Here is a 17186-nt window from a genome sequence, read left to right on the forward strand (position 1 = left end):
TGTATTCGCTTTAACTAACGAAAGAAACAAACCTATGATTGCTATTGAGTTACTGGAAAAATATGGTGCAGTACAGAAAAATTTCACAAAAACAGCTGTTATTTTTAAAGAAGGAAAACTTCCTGCATACTATTTTCAGATCCTTTCGGGCGAAGTAAAAATGAATAATTATAATGATGATGGTCGGGAATTTATTCAGGGCATTTTTTATAAAAACCAATCTTTTGGAGAACCTCCTTTATTCTTAAATCAAAATTATCCTGCTAGCGCTGTTGTTGTAGAAGATGCCGAAATACTTTGCGTTCCCAAGGAAAGTTTCATGAAATTACTAAATGAAAATCCTGCAATTAGCATTAAGATTATCGAAAACTTAGCACAACGTTTGTATTACAAATCGGTAATGGCTGCCGAAATATCTACTCATGAACCTGAACATCGTGTGCTAAGATTGATTGATTATGCTATTGCAAATTTTAATTTCAAGAAAGATTCAAACGGTTACCTCATCAATTTTACCAGACAACAAATTGGAGATTTATCTGGACTTCGGGTTGAAACTGTTATACGCGCTATAAAATCATTGGAGAAGAAAGGCGAATTAAAAATCATAAACAGGAAAGTATATCGGTAGTTTTGCTTTATGATTTGAGTCATAAATGTGAAGTATATGCAGGCAGTAACTTTGTTACTCTAAAATTATATATCATGACACTTTATAACTCAACATTCGAAATTTTTAATAAAAGTTACATTGGTTCTGCAACTATGGCAATTATAGGACAAAGCTGTCTTGGCGCTGCCGCAGCAATGTTTGTTCTGGCTAACGGAACTTCGGTAATACAAATGATTCAGCTTGGTGTAATTGTATTTGCTAGTATCATTGCCAATACTTCTATCCTGGCACAAATGAGCCATAAAACGGTTTTTAATCTTATTATAACAAGCGTCTTTTTTAGTATCTTGTTTATTATTATAAATAACATTTAGTTATGAGAAAACAAATAGAAAACAGGGAAGATATATCGCTTCTTGTTAACACTTTCTATACTAAAATAAGAGCCAATGATGAGATTGGCTTTTATTTTAATGATATGATTAAGGATTGGGAAGAGCACTTGGAGAAGCTAACTGATTTCTGGGAAACCAATTTATTTGCTGTCAAAAAATACAAAGGCAATCCTATTGAAGCACATAATAAGGTTGATGATCATTTTAATCATCAAATTTCATCGCATGAGTTCGGAATCTGGCTAAATGTGTGGTTTGAAACGCTGGAAGAACTTTTTGAAGGAGAAAATGTCGATACTCTTAAACGTAGAGCAAGAAAAATGAGTACGTTCCTTTATTTGAATATGTTTGAAAACCGTTCTAAGTCTTAGTTGTTATTGTGTAGATTATTACGCTAAGTTTCTCAAAGAAAGCACGAAGGGACACGAAGTTTTATTAAAGTCATATACTGAAAACTGAGACTTTTTTAGCACACAGATTTGGCTGATTTAGCAGATTATTATTTTGATTTCCTCTTATTGATTACTGCGACTGAAAACTGAAACTGTTTTTCACTGGAACTAAAAACTGCGACTAAAAACTACTTCTCCAGCGCGTAGACTAAAGTAAAATTCTCAATTTCTTCATAATACACTACAAAGTCTTTTACTAAATCATCAAAATGTAGGCTTGCTAATGTTTTACTTTCTTCTAACGAAAAGGGATTCACACGAATATGATCTTTAAAACTTATTCCTTTTTCGTTTCGGATTTTGAATATAGCTTCTTTTGCTCCCCAAATCACAGTAAGTTTTTTAATATATTCTTCTAACGAATCTGGATTTAAATAATCAAATTCTTTATCGACGAATTTATCGGCGATTCTTAGGATTTTTTCGCGTTGGAGTTCGATATCAATTCCTACGGTTTCTTCGCTAATAATTATTGCCGAAAAATTATGCGAATGCGTAATTGATATATGATTGTGACAGCTTAAATACGGCTTTCCGAATTGGTCGTAATGCAAATCCAGATCGGTAAAACCAGCTTCTTGCATTAGCATACGAACACTTAAGAATCCTCGTTTATGCAAATCAGATTTCATTCCGTTTAAACGAAGTTGTGTTTTTTCTTTTAAAACTACTTTATCAAGCAACTCTTCGAAAGACTCGGTTATCTTCCAAATTAAAATTTGTGTTGTTGGGTTAAACTGTATTGTTTGATATAAAGGCATTCGTTTTAATTGTGAATTATGAGTTGTTAATTATAAATTATGCATGGTATTAAAAATACGAAAATATAAATTATGTTTTCTAAAGCTTTTAAGTGATGTAAGTAAATTAATCCTTAAATTATATGAATTTAAATGACTTATATAATATGCTTAGGTCAATTTTAAATATATCTGGTCTTTCTAGCCCTGATGGTAACGGCATCCTATTGTGGCGGGGTTCGCCGCAATAGATATAGTGGACAGCAGGAAATAGCTTCGAATAAAAACCATTTAGCTAAAGTTCAAAAGATTAAGCAATTAAACATTTCACAAATCTTTTTAGAAAATAGTTAAATATAAAGTTATTACGTAAATTTGCAAAAAATTTATAATTACAAATATACTATAAATGAGTACTACAACTACGCCTTTTGTGGCTTTCAAAGTAAAAGATATCTCCCTAGCGGCTTGGGGAAGAAAAGAAATTGAATTAGCTGAAGCTGAAATGCCAGGTTTAATGGCTCTTCGTGCTGAATATAAAGACGAACAACCTCTTGCAGGTGCTCGTATTGCTGGATGTTTACACATGACTATCCAAACTGCAGTTTTAATCGAGACTTTAATCGCTCTTGGTGCTGAGGTTACTTGGTCTTCTTGTAACATTTTCTCTACTCAAGATCAGGCTGCTGCTGCTATTGCTGCTGCTGGAATCCAGGTTTATGCTTGGAAAGGTCTAGATGAGCAATCATTTGACTGGTGTATTGAGCAAACTTTATTCTTTGGTGAAGACAGAAAACCATTGAACATGATTCTTGATGATGGTGGAGATTTAACTAACATGGTTATTGACCGTTTCCCTGAATTGGTTCCTGGAATTAAAGGATTATCTGAAGAAACTACAACTGGAGTTCACAGACTTTACGAAAGAGTAAAAGCCGGAACTTTACCAATGCCTGCAATCAACATTAATGACTCTGTTACTAAATCTAAATTTGATAACAAATACGGTTGTAAAGAATCTGCTGTAGATGCTGTACGTCGTGCAACTGACTTAATGTTAGCTGGAAAAAGAGTTATCGTTTGTGGATATGGTGATGTTGGAAAAGGAACTGCTGCTTCTTTTAGAGGTGCAGGATCTATTGTAACTGTTACTGAAATTGACCCAATTTGTGCTTTACAAGCTGCAATGGACGGTTACGAAGTTAAAAAATTAAACACTGTAATTGCTAATGCTGATATCATCATTACAACTACTGGAAATAAAGATATCGTTCTTGGAGAGCACTTCGAGCAAATGAAAGACAAGACTGTTGTTTGTAACATCGGTCACTTTGATAACGAAATTGATATGGCTTGGTTGAACAAAAACCACGGTGCATCAAAAATCGAAATCAAACCACAAGTTGACAAATATACTATCGCTGGAAAAGATATCATCATTCTTGCTGAAGGTCGTTTAGTAAACCTTGGTTGTGCTACAGGTCACCCAAGTTTTGTAATGAGTAACTCATTTACAAACCAAACTTTGGCTCAAATCGAATTATGGAAAAACAGTGCTGCTTACAACAATGACGTTTATATGTTACCAAAACATTTAGATGAAAAAGTTGCTGCTTTACACTTAGCTAAATTAGGCGTTGAACTTGAAGTTTTACGTGATGATCAGGCTGCTTATATTGGTGTTCCGGTTGAAGGTCCTTTCAAACCAGAATACTACAGATACTAAATTGATTTTAGATTTAAGATTGTAGATCTTAGATTTTTAAAATTAAACTGAATATTAGAACCCTTGCAGAAATGCGAGGGTTTTTCATTTTAGATCCTTTTTCAAAATAAGTAAATCGTTTATTTGTATGCGCAAAAACATTTCTTATAAAAAAATTATACCTTTATAGAATAAGTACTTAATTTTAAAATAAAAATAAGTCTCAATTTCTCAAATACATAAACATTGTAATCTTGAAAAAAACATCTTATTTATTCGTCTTCTTATTTTTACTTATTCTCCCGCAAATTATTTTTTCTCAGGAAAAGAAACCCAAAGTCGTTTTAGTCTTAAGTGGTGGTGGAGCAAAAGGACTTGCACATATTCCGCTTTTACAAAAACTAGATTCTTTACATATCGTTCCTGATCTTATTGTTGGGAATAGTATGGGAAGCATTATAGGAGGTTTGTATGCAATGGGATATTCTGGTGATAGTATCGAGAAATTAACTAAAAATATTTATTGGGATAAATTACTTGGCGGAGGTCAGTCATTAAGATCTGCAAGTGTAGAGGAAAAAAGAGAATTCCAGAGATATTTAGTTGGAATAGGAATTAAAGATAAAAAACTAAACAGCGTAGGTTCGCTTTTAAATGATCAAAATTTAAGAGAATATCTCTCAGAATTAACTTATCCTGTATATAATATCAAAGATTTTGATAGTCTGTCAATACCTTTTAGAGCCATGGCTACTGATCTAGCCGAAGGAAAAGAGGTTATACTAAGCAAAGGTAGTTTAGCTTATGCCATGAGAGCAAGTATGTCATTGCCTGGTATTTTTAAGCCTATGCCATACGAAAAAACAGTACTAGTCGACGGAGGAGTACTGAATAATTTCCCGACAGATGTAGCCAAACAAATGGGTGCTGACATTATTATTGGTAGTGATGTAGGTGGCGGAATGGAACCAATAGATAAACTGAACAATCTTATAACGATATTGACTCAAACCAGTATGTTCCCGAGTAATATTAAGAATCCTGCAAACCGAAAGCTCTGTGACATCTTAGTAGATCACTTGCCAAACTTACGTTTTTCTACGGCAGATTTTTCTGATAGCCAAGAAATCTACAAAGATGGTAAAATTGCAACAAATGAAAATCTTCCGGCTTTAATCGCATTATCCGAAAAACTAAAAGGATATACTCAACGAACTCACGAATTACCAAACATTCCTTCAGAATTTGTTCTTGACACCATTGTTTACAAAAGAATCAGCCCCGAAAACCTTGCTCTGGTATTAGGAAGAATGAACCTTAAAACACATGTAAAATATACCACCAAAGATTTAATAGCAGGAATTAACAGAGCCATGGGTACCAATCTTTTTGACGAGATTACATACAACTATTTCATTAAAGACGGCAACAAACTAGGCGTTACAATATTTGGACATGAACGTGCCAAAAACCAACTAAATGCATCCGTACATTACGACACTTACCGAGGTGTTGGAATCATTTTTAATTACACCGCCAGAAATGTTCTTGCCAGAGCTTCTCGTCTTCTTGTAACCATCGACATAGCTGAGCAACCAAAAGCACGAATCAATTATCAGAAAAATTTCGGTAAAAATCGAGATTGGTGGTGGTCATCTGAGCTTTATGGGGCCTTATTAAGGGAAGAAATTTATTTTAACGGCAAAGCCTCAGATAATGTACTTTATAATTCTCTTGAATTTAATAATGAAATCAACAGAAATTTAAATTCCCTTAAAAGTTATTTTGGCTATGGTTTACACTATCAATACTCTAATTTAAAACCAAAATACGAAAGAGAATACAATCCTAACTCAATCGATTTTAAGGATTACTCCATAAACAACATAGAATTAAACATGCATTATTCTTATAATGATATGGATAAAGTTTTCTTTGCCGAAAATGGAACAATTATAAAAGCAAATGTAACCCGATCATTGTTTACAGATGTCTACATCTCTTTGAACGATCCGGATCAAACAAGCATATCTGGTTCAACCAATGGTTATACAAAATTTGGTTTCAGTTTTGAGAAGAGAGTACTCTTAAAAAAGAAAATTACAGGAATCATTGGGTTCGATTCTTATTTTATTTTTGAGGATAAACTTAATGATGATCAAATCTCATATTCGGATTTTGGTTATGCTTCAAAATATTTTTTAGGAGGAATTATACCAAGTTCTGGTAGTAATCGTTTTGCATTTCCTGGCCTTAATGAAGACGAGCTCAATGTTTCGCAATATATGGGCTTAAAACTAGCTTCTCAAATAAATCTTATGGGAAAAATCTATCTAACTCCCCATTTTAATATAGCAACTGTTGGTTTTGAGTCTTTTGATAAATACATAAACAACGTATTTACCCCAAAAGGAAAATGGGATGATGGCTTCGACCCTAGCCTAGTGATGTCTGGAGGAGCAGCTATTTCCTATCAGTCCATTTTGGGTCCTATTCATTTTGATACTTCCTGGATAAATAATATCGACAAAGTACGCTTGTTTTTTAGTGTCGGATTGTCACTTAATCCTTAAAAAACCTCATAAATCTAAAATTTATAATTTGGGCGTGCCACCATTAAAAAAAAGAGCCGATGAGCATTACGTTCATTGGCTCTTTTATTTAATGCTGTCGGGCTATCCGGGCTACTTTGGTAGCCTCCTCCTATCCCTCACGCGGCCGGTAAAAACTCATAAAAATTGATCAAATATTCTACTTTATTTTTGAAATTTAAGTATATTTTTGAAATCCAAAACCCAATTATGAGATCCCTTTTTATTACATTGATTATAATCATATTACCTCTTTTTACTAATGCACAAGCCCCTGAAATTTTTAAAGAGGCGTCAAGAAATATAGGACGCCAACAAGCAGAAAAGATTCTTTATCCTATGCAGAAACAGTATCCCGAACTTCCAAAAACACCTTCCTTCAAACCTCTTTATCGAAATCGCATAGAAAATGCAGAAGCCAAATTAGTAAGAGAAGAACGAAAACTGAAAAAACTAGAAAATCAAGCACAGGAAAAAAAAGATGATTTAAAAACAAATCAAGAAAAATTACTAAATCTTGAAAATGCTCCGAAGAATACTAATGATTCTGATTACCAAAAAAATATTGAAAGACACAAGGAGCAAATAGCTAAAATTCAGAATGAACTAAACAAAGTTAAAATCCTGATAGAATCAAGGTCAAAAAAAATAGCAGACCTTGAAATAGCGATGGAAGATGCTAAATTCAAAAGAGAAGAAGATTATTAATAATATCTCAAACCCGATAGTTTTTAAAAACCTATCGGGTTTTGTTTTTAATACAATTTCAGGAAGTAATTCCTAGATTATATTTATATATTAGCTATGAAACATTATAAAAGATAAAAAATGTTTTAAAATCAAATCAGGAATTAGTTGATGATATCAACATAATGAAATTGAATATTTTAAAACCTCAACCAATCTATAATGTAAATAAACCCGATTAGATTAATTACGATTAAAATATGATTAAAAAAGTTATATGTGAGCAACACGGCTCAAAAGATATGTCTTTTGCCTGTATTCATCTTGCGATGGCAATAGACAAAAAAGAAAAAGTTGGCTTTTTTTATTCCGAAGCAGGAGAAGACTTACCTCAAATTGCTTGGTGCGGATCATGCGAACAATGGCTACTAGATAATGGCGAAGAATGGAATCAAGCATTTGAAGATTTAGCCGATTTTAAAATACTATGCTCCGATTGTTACGACGAAGCCAAAGACATTCAATTCGCAACTGATAAAATATAAACAAACATGATTTCTACTGAAGATTTTAAATTATTACCTAATAAAAATTCATTACAAAATATCTGCAAAGCAATTTCGATTCTAGATGCCATTATTTGTCAAGAATGGGAATATCGATACTACTCCTACAATTCTAAATGGGGAGAAGGTGAAGAATTTTGCGAAATGAGAGATGGTTCTGGAGATTTAATAAATATTCTTTTTCTTGAAAATCGTTGTGTAATAAATGGTTTTGCACGCGAATATCAGCATAACAAAAAAAGTGATTTGACTAAGAACCTTCCTGAAATTTATAATGATTTCATTTTTGGTGAACCTGTTGCATCTTTTGGAACAACATTTTGTTTGTGGACAAATGAAACCGAAAATTGGGAAGTTGGAACAATTGAAGATTATAATGACAACTCCGCCGAATTCCTAGACATTTTTGATGGGAATCCGCAAACCTATATCAATTGGGCAAGCGAGTATTTTGATGAATCTTATAAAGAAACGGGAATCCCATTAAAAACTGTAACCGAAATTTATGAAGGTAAAATCTTGACTAAAGAAATGGTTTTGTCTATTGTAGACGAAATTGAAGATTGGAAATTACTAGAAGAAGATTTAAAAGAAATAAATTACGAATACGATTTTAAATAGACTAACCGCAATGAAACGCTTTTTTATCCTCTGTACATTTCTCTTTGTAAGCTGTACGTTATTTGCTCAAAATAATGATACCTGGACTGCCTTTTGGGATAAAGACACTACGCATACCGGATATAAAGATAAAAATGGCGTAATTAAAATTGAACCTAAATTTATAGGAATGACAATTGCCCATAAATTTGATGATATCATTGCAGTTTCAGAAGAAGAAGAAAATCAAAGCTGGAAGAATTATTACCTAACAAAGACTGGTAGAATAGTTGGTAGAGATAGTTTGTACATATTTGACAATGGCCCTGATTGCGAAAACGAAGGTTATATACGTTTTAGAGATCCTAAAACAGATAAAATGGGAATGTTTAATGGTAATGGAAAAATCGTAATTCCTGCTGAATATAATAACTTAAACAAAGTTAAAAACGGAATGATTATCGTTTTAAAAGGCGCCGAAAAAGTAAACGATACTCATGATGGAGGTTGCAATCACTTTAGTTGGAGTGGCGGAAATGATTACCTTATTGATACAAATAATAAAGTCCTAATTGAGAATTTTACATATAATAATGAACTCAATTTTTATTCTTTACAAAAATCAAAAGAACCAAGTTTAGACCCAATAAGAGAAAATTTTCTTGGTGTAGATGGGCAATATTATTCGTTTATAAATTATGACAAAGAATTTAAATTGTGGCTGAAAAACGATTTACTATCCGATTTATCCAAAAAGAATCTACTAAAACATTCCTATGAAGAAATCTTCTATTGGAAAGAACCAATTGGCTGGATAAGTGAACCAAAAACTAAGTTCATTAATAAAAACTACAAACTCATAAAAGATAAATTAGTAGAACTAAACAATCCTACATCTGATTATTTTGTTACAACCGATGGATTAAATCAATTTATCTATGAAGCAGACAAATACAATGAATATTTTAATAACTGTAACGAATCTAAAGACTGGAAATATCCAATAAAGAGTATTATTACTCAACGTGATAAAAAAAATTCCACACAAGATCATTTTGATTTTTTAAGAACCGAAAATGGGTATCAGCTGATAAGTGTTTCTATAGGAAAAGGGGAACTTAAATAGTTTTTAAATTATTGGATTTTCAGCATCCTTCTCAGCAAATAAAGTATGACAAAAGAAGATTTTAAAATCAACCTAGAAAAAGCCCTTGACGGTCTTATAGATTTTACACAGGAAATGGTAATAAACAAATTACCGCACGATTATAAATTCATAATTAAAACCAATTGTTCATACGATGGAAATGAACTAGAAAATGATGAAGAAATTTATCCCGATGATAAAATCGATGAATCAAATTCTATTAATCCCGCTACAAAATTGACTGCAATTGATTATTTATGGAGGAATGGTAAAGTCCCACAATGGATAAATGTTCAGGTTAGTAGTTGTGACTCCAATTTTAGCTATATAACATTAGAATGCTGCGGAAGATATTCGGCTTTTTTAAATCACAAAGATGGCCCTTTTCGTGGATTAGGACCTAGTATACCTTATCGCTATTATGATCCAATTTCTGAAAAACTGCTACAGAAAGTAGACTTAAATGAAATAAAACAAGCATAATCGTGTTTTATTATAGCTATACTTTTTTTTATAATCAGGAAATAGAGATTAAAACAGAGAAATATGAATACAAAAAATACCTATCAGGAAGTTACCAAAAAATCAAGAATCTATGTTGACTTTAATGAAATGATCGACTTCGATTTGGTTTTATTATCTCAAAAAAACACAAAGTTAAATTCCGAAGATATTGAAGTTGAACTAATTGAAGGAATGAAAATTGATATTTATATGGCAGATGAGCAAGCAGATGGTTTTAAAGACAATTTAATTGCAAGTGGAATTGTAGAAAGGAATCGTTCTGGTTTATTTGAAATCTCAAAATGGTGTTGCCGAATTGATGAAGATGGAATTCAACATGAAAGTGAGGAAATCGAAAAGAAATTAAGATCTAAAGACTCAACTAGAGTTATAAATACATTATTAGAAATAACTTTCCATAACCAAAACTGGGAATGGGTTCAGGATTTATGCATTGAATTACTCGAAAATAAAAATCCAGATATAAAAGGTTTGGCTGTAACTTGTATTGGTCATATTGCCAGAATACATGGAACTATAGATAAAGAAAAAGTTCTAAAAGCATTTGAAAACAGAAAGAACGACCATACTATTAACGGAAGAATAGAAGATGCAATTGATGATATTAATATGTTTGTGACAGATAAAAAATAAAGTAATATTCAACAAATTCTTCTTTTCACTAAAATACAAAGGCTAACTTTGTAAAAACGTGAATTATGAAAAACTTTTTATTTTTAGGAATTGCCATTATATTTGAAATCATTGCAACTTCGGCATTAAAAAAATCAGAACAGTTTACGCAACTTATTCCAAGCATAATAACATTTATAGGATATGCAGGAGCATTTTACTTCCTTAGTTTTGCTATAAGAACAATTCCTGTGGGTGTTGCTTATGCAATTTGGTCTGGAGTTGGCATTGTATTAATTACCATTATCGGAGCTGTATTTTTTAAACAAACTCCTGATTTACCAGCAATAATCGGATTGGCATTAATTATAATTGGCGTTGTTGTTATCAATGTTTTTTCTAAAACTACATCACATTAGGCTAAAAATTAAACTACAAAAAAACTTTTGATAGTATCAAATGATACTATCAAAAAGAATAAAATCATAATACATCTATCTTAAACATCTACTAATGAACTTAAGAAAAGCTACTATTTCTGACCTGAAAGAAATGCAGGAATTATATATCGAAACTATCAAACATGTTTGTAAAAACGATTATAATTCAGCTCAAATAGATGTTTGGATTTCGGGAGTTAAAAATACGGAACGCTGGGTTGACGTTATCAATACACAATTTGTTTTATTGGCTATCATTCAAGATAAAATTGCTGGTTTCGGAACTTTGAAAGATGGCAATTACATTGACTTCTTTTACATTCATAAAGATTTTCAGCGACAAGGAATAGCCGATAAACTCTTAACCGAATTAGAACTTGAAGCAAAAAAGCAACATACTAAAACAATAACATCTGACATAAGTATAACCGCCAAACCTTTCTTTGAGAAAAAGGGATTTATTGTAAAAGCCGAACAAAAGAATATCCGATTAGGTATTGAACTTATCAATTACAAAATGGAAAAAGAGTTACAGTAGCGCTACAAATCTCTCGCAAAGTCGCAGAGACACAAAGTTTTAATTTTAAAGTTTACCAATCTTTGCTGATTTTCTGTGTGGTCCTTCGACTTCACTCAGGATGACAATATTGCAAAAAAAACTTTGCGTCTCTGCGTCTTTGCGAGCAAAAAACATAGCATACTTTGCGCCCTTCTACTTCGCTCAGGATTACAATATTGCAAAAAAACTTTGTGTACTTTGCGTAAATCTTTGCTTACTTTGCGGTTAACAAAACACAATTCGCTTTCTGTTTAAAAAAACACAGCAAGTTTCGGATTTTATGCCCGCAAAAACCAATCGATATTTGCATTATAAAATTGAACGAAAATGAACACACAGGAAAACATTAATTATAATCGCATTACCGATGCAATAGATTATATCAAAGCTAACTTTAAGGAACAACCCAACTTAGATGAGGTTGCCGAAAAAGTACATTTAAGTCCGTTTCACTTTCAGCGTTTGTTTACCGAATGGGCAGGAACGAGTCCGAAGAAATTCTTGCAATATATAAGTGTTGAACACGCCAAAAAAATCCTCAAAGAAAACAATCAGGCCACTTTATTTGATGCCGCTTATGACACGGGACTTTCTGGAACAAGTCGTTTGCATGATTTATTTGTGAACATCGAAGGAATGACTCCTGCCGAATATAAAAACGGCGGTAAAAACTTAGCTATTAATTTCAGTTTTGCCGAAAGTCCGTTCGGGAATATTATTGTTGCTTCGACTAGTAAAGGAGTTTGTTATATGGCTTTCGCCGAAGATGAAGAAACCGGATTTAATCATTTACAATACAAATTCCCAAATGCAACATTCTCTCGAAAACTAGATTTAGTACAACAAAATGCTTTGTTTATTTTTCAGAACGACTGGAGTAAATTATCCGAAATAAAACTGCATTTAAAAGGAACTGATTTTCAATTAAAGGTCTGGGAAACGTTGCTCAAAATCCCTATGGGGCAACTCTCTACCTATGGTTCTATTGCCCAACAAATAGACAAACCTAATGCTTCCCGTGCAGTAGGAACTGCCATAGGTAGTAACCCTGTAGCATTCCTGATTCCGTGTCACCGCGTTATTCAATCATCAGGAACTTTTGGCGGATATATGTGGGGAAATACCCGAAAAACAGCCATTATCGGTTGGGAAGGTGTACAGGTAAATCCTGCAATATAAAGTCACACAACGTACATCTGTAGAGACGCACCGCAGTGCGTCTACGCAAAGATTGTTAACAAAGATTCTTCGTGGAAATACGTAATGTTAGACGCACTGCGGTGCGTCTCTACAGGATAAAAATTACGGTAAAATATATTACATTTTTTTTACACAGATTCTGCTGCGTTTTAAATCATTCTAATCTTTTTAATCTGTGGCAAAAATAGAACAATCTTTGCGTAGACGCACTGCAGTACATCTTTACAGATATACTGTATGTGAATGATTCGCCATGATAAATTCAATAACATCTAAAAAAATTTATGCAAAATATACAATCAAAAATTGCTTCTCTTAATTGGGAAAGCATCACCGAATCTATGCACGAAAATGGATATGCAATAATTCCTAATGTGCTTAATAACGACCAATGTGAAGATTTAAAATTCGATTATGATAATCCTAATTTATATCGAAAAACAGTTGTTATGGAGCGTTATCGTTTTGGTTTGGGCGAATACAAATATTTTAACTATCCGTTGCCTGATTTAATCCAAACGGTTCGTTCTACTATTTATCCTAAACTTGCTCCAATTGCAAATGCCTGGATGAAGGCATTAAATATAAACACTATTTTTCCTGAATCTCATGAAAAATTATTAGAACAATGTCACGTCAATAATCAACTTAAAGCGACTGTTTTAATTTTGAAATATGGTAAAAGCGGTTTTAATACCTTACATCAGGATTTGTATGGTGACATTTATTTTCCAATTCAGATTGTACTTTTCTTAAATGAACCTGATCAAGATTTTACTGGTGGTGAGTTTGTATTAACGCAACAAACTCCCAGAGCACAATCGAAAGCTATTGTCTTGAAACCTAAAAAAGGTGATGTTCTGGTTTTTACCACCAATTTTAGACCTGTAAAAGGTTCTAAAGGTTATTATCGTGTGAATATGAAACATGGTGTGAGTGAGATTCATTCTGGCGAGCGACATACGCTGGGGATTATTTTTCATGATGCGTTGTCTTAATTTTAAGGTTCAAAGGTGCTGAGGTACTAAGGTACAAAGGTTTTAACATACAGTATATCTGTAGAGACGCACCGCAGTGCGTCTAACATCACGTAAATTAATCCATAAGAACAATCTTTGTGTAGACGCACTGCGCGTCTACACAGAATAAAAATATAATAACATTATGATTGAGCACAATAATATTTCAAATTTAGATTTACGAAATAAGATTAAAAATGCAGAAATTTACTTTGGTGGAAACCGAAAGCTAAAAATTTACGGATCACTAAAATGCGCATCTGGTAAAAGAATGAAACGCGAAAACCGAGTTTTCTTTTTATCTGAAAATGAAGCCAAACAAAATAGCTTTAGGCCTTGCGGACATTGCATGAAAGCTGAATATAAAAACTGGAAAAATGGACTTATTTAATCCCGAAATAGACGAAACGACCAATTTATTACCTAAAGATGGAACTGTAAATTATTACGGAAAATTATTTTCCAGAGAAAATTCAAATCACTATCGAGATATTTTACTCAATACAATTGAATGGAGAAATGATGAAGCCATTATCTTTGGGAAATTAATAATTACAAAACGCAAAGTGGCTTGGTATGGAGATTCTCCTTTTGAATACACGTATTCTAACACTACAAAAAAAGCGCTTCCGTGGACAAAGGAATTACTCGAATTAAAAACTATTATCGAGGAAAAAACAGGCGAAACATTTAATTCTTGTTTGCTTAATTTATATCATTCTGGCGACGAAGGAATGGCGTGGCATAGTGATGCCGAAAAGGATTTGAAAAAAAATGGCGCGATTGCTTCGGTAAGTTTTGGTGCAGAACGAAAGTTTGCGTTCAAACATAAAGACACCAAAGAGACTGTTTCATTAATCTTAGAACACGGTAGTTTATTGGTTATGAAGGACACTACTCAAACCCATTGGTTGCATCGATTACCGCCAACTAAAACAATATCTAAACCTCGAGTAAACTTGACTTTTAGGACTATTGTTTCACAATAAAGTACAATTTATAATAATCCGCATTTTTTGTAGATATCTAATATTACTGATTCTTTTCCTAAAAGATAATTATCTATATCATGAGGAAATTTTTCTGCCATTTCTATTTTTATCTGGCTATATCTGTCCCTATCATCATCATTTAATCGAAGATGATTTCGGAAAGTAACATGTCTTTTTAACTCCTTAGATTCTTTGTTGCATACATATAAATGATGTTCCATAAGATGTTCTTTATTTTTATAACTAAAGGCATCTCTACCTTCAATCCCTAAATTGCCTACATGTTCGTAATCAAGCTCTTTAAGCTTTTGTTTCACTATCAAAAACTTATCACTCTCGACTACAATATCTATATCTATAATCGGTTTTGCATACAAGCCCTCTACAGATGTACTACCAACATGCTCTATTGATAATACCTCATCTTTTATAACTGTAAGTAATTCTCTTTCGATTTTTTTAAATTCATCTGCCCAAGTAGGATTGTACGGAACAACAATTATATTCCAATTTTCAGCACCAATCATATCTTTTTTTGCAAATATAATAATTGGTTATTAACGTTTCTTCGGTAAAACATTATAATAGGAAACTGACAATGCATCTTGTAACATGGACTCTGGAACTTTAACCAGATCTACAATTGTCCAGCCTTGTTGTCCCCATTTATTAGGAACTGGGTAAAAGAATTTTTCGCTTGAAGCGCAAAAAACAGATTGCTCGATTTCGTTAAATTTCAATACGCCTAAGTTTTTATTTACATCGAGTGTTGCAAATATTTTCTTCTTCACCCGAAAAGAAGTTTTTTCAAAGTGTGGTTCTTCCGTTGCTTCTGAGAATGATAAAGCTAATTTTCTAAATTCATCAATACTTACCATGATTTCATTTATTTATTAAACTTAACATGTTCTATCCCTCGCCTCCGGGAATACTAGGTCTGAGTTAAATATATTTTACCAACCTTGATTTAGTCCGTTTTTAAGAACCTCATCATATTTTTCTTTATCAAAAGTATATAAATTTGGAGCTTTGTGCGCTACATTACTTTTCTTTTCGTCGAGCTTATTCAAGATTCCGATGTTGGTAATTTTTCGGAGAAAGTTTCTTCTATCGAGTTTTCTGTCCAAAATCGTTTCATATAATTTTTGAAGCTCTGGAATTGTAAATTTTTCGGGCAATAAATTATATCCTACGGGTATTAAATTTAACTCATTTCGGAGTGTGATTAATGCTTTATCAAGAATTTCTTTGTGATCTAAGATTAATTCTGGGACTTCTTTATGATCAACCCATTCTATTAATTCTTCTTTTTTACTTTGTTGCGGAACTGTTTGCAAGAAATCGACCAAGGCATAATATCCTACGGTTACAAATCGCTGTGAAAGCCATTTTCCTGCTTCTCTGGGAATTTTCAGATGCTCTAAAATTGCATTGCCAAAATGGGTATCGTTTCTTTTTACTTTACCAAAAGTTGCAAATTGTCTCAAAAAAATACCTTCTACTCCTGTCCTGATTTTAAGTACTCTTACTGCTGCATCATCTATATCTTCATCTATTGGGACAAATCCGCCGGGTAATGACCATTTATTTTCATACGGGGTTTTAATTAGCAAAACTTTAAGCTGATTGTCATGGAAACCGAAAATTACACAATCGATAGAAAGTCCTGGCTGATAATCTTCATGAGTATATATAGTGGTATTTATCATGCAATTATTATTTGTTCAAATTTTATTCGACATAAAATAAGTGTGCAATTTAGCTTATTTTCAATAAAAGAAAATCAATCTTATTTTCTAACACTGTTTTTGCAATTAAAGCAAGCTATAGTACAGATTATTTATGCCTTAAAAAATCATAAATTAATGTCAAATTTACAATCAAATATAAAACGACTTAAAAAAAATAAGTACATTGCGTCATAATAACACATTTAATGCTTCGCTTGTTATTTTTCCTCAAAAAATAAATTAATAAGCTAATTATAAGACATTAATGTGCCGTTAAAGAATTACTGTTTTGTAACAATCAAATAAAAAGACAGTCATATAATTAATTGAAAACATAACTAATTATATTATGAGCATCCCAACTCTAGAAAAACTGAACAAGAAGCTTATTAGAAAAATATGTTCTTCTTTTGGATTAGTATCAAAAAACGATCTTTTAGAAGAATCGTTAAAATATAGCATTAAGCAGGAAAAAATTTCTGATCAACTTTTGAGTAATGTTGATCCTAAGGACAAAAAAGCAAAAAAAGATGCATACGAGCAAGCCATAAATGAATCCTACAAAGGAATTGGAGTTATGGATTTTATGAATACTTTAAAATAAAAAACGGGC

22 protein-coding genes are annotated in these 17186 nt (G+C 32.4%); 18 read left to right on the top strand and 4 right to left on the bottom strand.

Translation table 11 applies throughout. The features are described from left to right. Window positions 1-34: 34 nt before the first annotated feature. The 3 genes from IW20_RS14560 (at window position 35) to IW20_RS14570 (ending at window position 1379) form a co-directional block, all read left to right on the top strand. Complete coding sequence (locus IW20_RS14560) at window positions 35-631, top strand: Crp/Fnr family transcriptional regulator (protein ID WP_035623694.1); 597 nt, start codon at window positions 35-37, stop codon at window positions 629-631. 74 nt (window positions 632-705) lie between these two features. Continuing rightward, window positions 706-987, top strand: coding sequence for a hypothetical protein (locus tag IW20_RS14565; protein ID WP_035623697.1), 282 nt, complete (start codon window positions 706-708; stop codon window positions 985-987). Window positions 988-989: 2 nt separating this feature from the next. Then, window positions 990-1379: a group III truncated hemoglobin gene (locus tag IW20_RS14570; protein WP_035623700.1), complete on the top strand. Its 390-nt coding sequence runs from the start codon at window positions 990-992 to the stop codon at window positions 1377-1379. A 209-nt stretch (window positions 1380-1588) separates the two neighbouring features. Here the strand turns inward: IW20_RS14570 and IW20_RS14575 are convergent, their stop codons facing one another. Next, a complete protein-coding gene (locus IW20_RS14575; RefSeq protein WP_035623703.1) occupies window positions 1589-2221 on the bottom strand; it encodes a 4'-phosphopantetheinyl transferase family protein in 633 nt (210 codons plus the stop codon). A 388-nt stretch (window positions 2222-2609) separates the two neighbouring features. On the opposite strand from IW20_RS14575, the gene ahcY reads away from it, so the two are divergent. The 14 genes from ahcY (at window position 2610) to IW20_RS14650 (ending at window position 14840) form a co-directional block, all read left to right on the top strand. Beyond that, entirely contained in the window at window positions 2610-3926 is a 1317-nt protein-coding gene (gene ahcY, locus IW20_RS14580) for an adenosylhomocysteinase (RefSeq protein ID WP_035623705.1), read from the top strand. Window positions 3927-4159: 233 nt separating this feature from the next. Beyond that, window positions 4160-6478 carry a patatin-like phospholipase family protein gene (locus IW20_RS14585; protein ID WP_035623707.1) on the top strand — a complete coding sequence of 773 codons (2319 nt, stop codon included), beginning with the start codon at window positions 4160-4162 and terminating at the stop codon, window positions 6476-6478. 165 nt (window positions 6479-6643) lie between these two features. Then, window positions 6644-7204 carry a hypothetical protein gene (locus IW20_RS14590; protein ID WP_123869516.1) on the top strand — a complete coding sequence of 187 codons (561 nt, stop codon included), beginning with the start codon at window positions 6644-6646 and terminating at the stop codon, window positions 7202-7204. 239 nt (window positions 7205-7443) lie between these two features. Further along, on the top strand, window positions 7444-7728 hold the full coding sequence (locus tag IW20_RS14595; RefSeq protein WP_035623711.1) for a hypothetical protein: 285 nt from the start codon (window positions 7444-7446) through the stop codon (window positions 7726-7728). A 6-nt stretch (window positions 7729-7734) separates the two neighbouring features. Next, window positions 7735-8370: a hypothetical protein gene (locus tag IW20_RS14600; RefSeq protein ID WP_035623714.1), complete on the top strand. Its 636-nt coding sequence runs from the start codon at window positions 7735-7737 to the stop codon at window positions 8368-8370. A 10-nt stretch (window positions 8371-8380) separates the two neighbouring features. Then, window positions 8381-9475, top strand: a complete 1095-nt coding sequence (locus tag IW20_RS14605; protein ID WP_051885779.1) for a WG repeat-containing protein — start codon at window positions 8381-8383, stop codon at window positions 9473-9475. Between the two features lie 45 nt (window positions 9476-9520). After that, complete coding sequence (locus tag IW20_RS14610; protein WP_035623716.1) at window positions 9521-9979, top strand: hypothetical protein; 459 nt, start codon at window positions 9521-9523, stop codon at window positions 9977-9979. 63 nt (window positions 9980-10042) lie between these two features. Further along, window positions 10043-10654, top strand: coding sequence for a hypothetical protein (locus tag IW20_RS26705; RefSeq protein WP_240478495.1), 612 nt, complete (start codon window positions 10043-10045; stop codon window positions 10652-10654). A gap of 65 nt (window positions 10655-10719) precedes the next feature. Next, entirely contained in the window at window positions 10720-11052 is a 333-nt protein-coding gene (locus tag IW20_RS14625) for a DMT family transporter (RefSeq protein ID WP_035623719.1), read from the top strand. Window positions 11053-11146: 94 nt separating this feature from the next. Then, window positions 11147-11611 (top strand): GNAT family N-acetyltransferase, encoded by a 465-nt coding sequence (locus tag IW20_RS14630; protein WP_035623722.1) that lies wholly within the window; start codon window positions 11147-11149, stop codon window positions 11609-11611. Window positions 11612-11959: 348 nt separating this feature from the next. Next, the gene (locus IW20_RS14635; protein ID WP_035623725.1) at window positions 11960-12811 is read left to right on the top strand and encodes a bifunctional helix-turn-helix domain-containing protein/methylated-DNA--[protein]-cysteine S-methyltransferase; all 852 of its coding nucleotides are present in this window, start codon (window positions 11960-11962) and stop codon (window positions 12809-12811) included. A 305-nt stretch (window positions 12812-13116) separates the two neighbouring features. Beyond that, window positions 13117-13830, top strand: a complete 714-nt coding sequence (locus tag IW20_RS14640) for a 2OG-Fe(II) oxygenase (RefSeq protein ID WP_035623727.1) — start codon at window positions 13117-13119, stop codon at window positions 13828-13830. A 166-nt stretch (window positions 13831-13996) separates the two neighbouring features. Continuing rightward, window positions 13997-14242, top strand: coding sequence for an Ada metal-binding domain-containing protein (locus IW20_RS14645; protein WP_035623730.1), 246 nt, complete (start codon window positions 13997-13999; stop codon window positions 14240-14242). Next, complete coding sequence (locus tag IW20_RS14650) at window positions 14229-14840, top strand: alpha-ketoglutarate-dependent dioxygenase AlkB family protein (protein ID WP_035623734.1); 612 nt, start codon at window positions 14229-14231, stop codon at window positions 14838-14840. The genes IW20_RS14645 and IW20_RS14650 overlap by 14 nt, the downstream gene beginning before the upstream one ends. An 8-nt stretch (window positions 14841-14848) precedes the next feature. Here the strand turns inward: IW20_RS14650 and IW20_RS14655 are convergent, their stop codons facing one another. The 3 genes from IW20_RS14655 to IW20_RS14665 form a co-directional block, all read right to left on the bottom strand. After that, window positions 14849-15370 (bottom strand): GrpB family protein, encoded by a 522-nt coding sequence (locus tag IW20_RS14655; RefSeq protein ID WP_035623737.1) that lies wholly within the window; start codon window positions 15368-15370, stop codon window positions 14849-14851. Between the two features lie 30 nt (window positions 15371-15400). Next, window positions 15401-15721 (bottom strand): MmcQ/YjbR family DNA-binding protein, encoded by a 321-nt coding sequence (locus tag IW20_RS14660; RefSeq protein WP_035623740.1) that lies wholly within the window; start codon window positions 15719-15721, stop codon window positions 15401-15403. 75 nt (window positions 15722-15796) lie between these two features. After that, window positions 15797-16552: an NUDIX hydrolase gene (locus tag IW20_RS14665; protein WP_035623744.1), complete on the bottom strand. Its 756-nt coding sequence runs from the start codon at window positions 16550-16552 to the stop codon at window positions 15797-15799. 370 nt (window positions 16553-16922) lie between these two features. On the opposite strand from IW20_RS14665, the gene IW20_RS14675 reads away from it, so the two are divergent. Further along, window positions 16923-17177 (top strand): hypothetical protein, encoded by a 255-nt coding sequence (locus IW20_RS14675; RefSeq protein WP_035623750.1) that lies wholly within the window; start codon window positions 16923-16925, stop codon window positions 17175-17177. The last annotated feature ends 9 nt before the right edge of the window (window positions 17178-17186 follow it).

This window comes from Flavobacterium hydatis, assembly GCF_000737695.1.
GTDB classification, from domain to species: Bacteria; Bacteroidota; Bacteroidia; order Flavobacteriales; family Flavobacteriaceae; genus Flavobacterium; species Flavobacterium hydatis.

Bases quoted from the DNA above. Each gene is read 5' to 3' on its own strand.
- IW20_RS14600 (WP_035623714.1), top strand. From the start codon at position 7,735: ATGATTTCTACTGAAGATTTTAAATTATTACCTAATAAAAATTCATTA.
- IW20_RS26705 (WP_240478495.1), top strand. From the start codon at position 10,043: ATGAATACAAAAAATACCTATCAGGAAGTTACCAAAAAATCAAGAATC.
- IW20_RS14655 (WP_035623737.1), bottom strand. From the start codon at position 15,370: ATGATTGGTGCTGAAAATTGGAATATAATTGTTGTTCCGTACAATCCT.
- IW20_RS14610 (WP_035623716.1), top strand. From the start codon at position 9,521: ATGACAAAAGAAGATTTTAAAATCAACCTAGAAAAAGCCCTTGACGGT.
- IW20_RS14630 (WP_035623722.1), top strand. From the start codon at position 11,147: ATGAACTTAAGAAAAGCTACTATTTCTGACCTGAAAGAAATGCAGGAA.
- ahcY (WP_035623705.1), top strand. From the start codon at position 2,610: ATGAGTACTACAACTACGCCTTTTGTGGCTTTCAAAGTAAAAGATATC.
- IW20_RS14635 (WP_035623725.1), top strand. From the start codon at position 11,960: ATGAACACACAGGAAAACATTAATTATAATCGCATTACCGATGCAATA.
- IW20_RS14575 (WP_035623703.1), bottom strand. From the start codon at position 2,221: ATGCCTTTATATCAAACAATACAGTTTAACCCAACAACACAAATTTTA.
- IW20_RS14665 (WP_035623744.1), bottom strand. From the start codon at position 16,552: ATGATAAATACCACTATATATACTCATGAAGATTATCAGCCAGGACTT.
- IW20_RS14570 (WP_035623700.1), top strand. From the start codon at position 990: ATGAGAAAACAAATAGAAAACAGGGAAGATATATCGCTTCTTGTTAAC.
- IW20_RS14660 (WP_035623740.1), bottom strand. From the start codon at position 15,721: ATGGTAAGTATTGATGAATTTAGAAAATTAGCTTTATCATTCTCAGAA.
- IW20_RS14560 (WP_035623694.1), top strand. From the start codon at position 35: ATGATTGCTATTGAGTTACTGGAAAAATATGGTGCAGTACAGAAAAAT.
- IW20_RS14625 (WP_035623719.1), top strand. From the start codon at position 10,720: ATGAAAAACTTTTTATTTTTAGGAATTGCCATTATATTTGAAATCATT.
- IW20_RS14595 (WP_035623711.1), top strand. From the start codon at position 7,444: ATGATTAAAAAAGTTATATGTGAGCAACACGGCTCAAAAGATATGTCT.
- IW20_RS14565 (WP_035623697.1), top strand. From the start codon at position 706: ATGACACTTTATAACTCAACATTCGAAATTTTTAATAAAAGTTACATT.
- IW20_RS14605 (WP_051885779.1), top strand. From the start codon at position 8,381: ATGAAACGCTTTTTTATCCTCTGTACATTTCTCTTTGTAAGCTGTACG.
- IW20_RS14650 (WP_035623734.1), top strand. From the start codon at position 14,229: ATGGACTTATTTAATCCCGAAATAGACGAAACGACCAATTTATTACCT.
- IW20_RS14645 (WP_035623730.1), top strand. From the start codon at position 13,997: ATGATTGAGCACAATAATATTTCAAATTTAGATTTACGAAATAAGATT.
- IW20_RS14675 (WP_035623750.1), top strand. From the start codon at position 16,923: ATGAGCATCCCAACTCTAGAAAAACTGAACAAGAAGCTTATTAGAAAA.
- IW20_RS14640 (WP_035623727.1), top strand. From the start codon at position 13,117: ATGCAAAATATACAATCAAAAATTGCTTCTCTTAATTGGGAAAGCATC.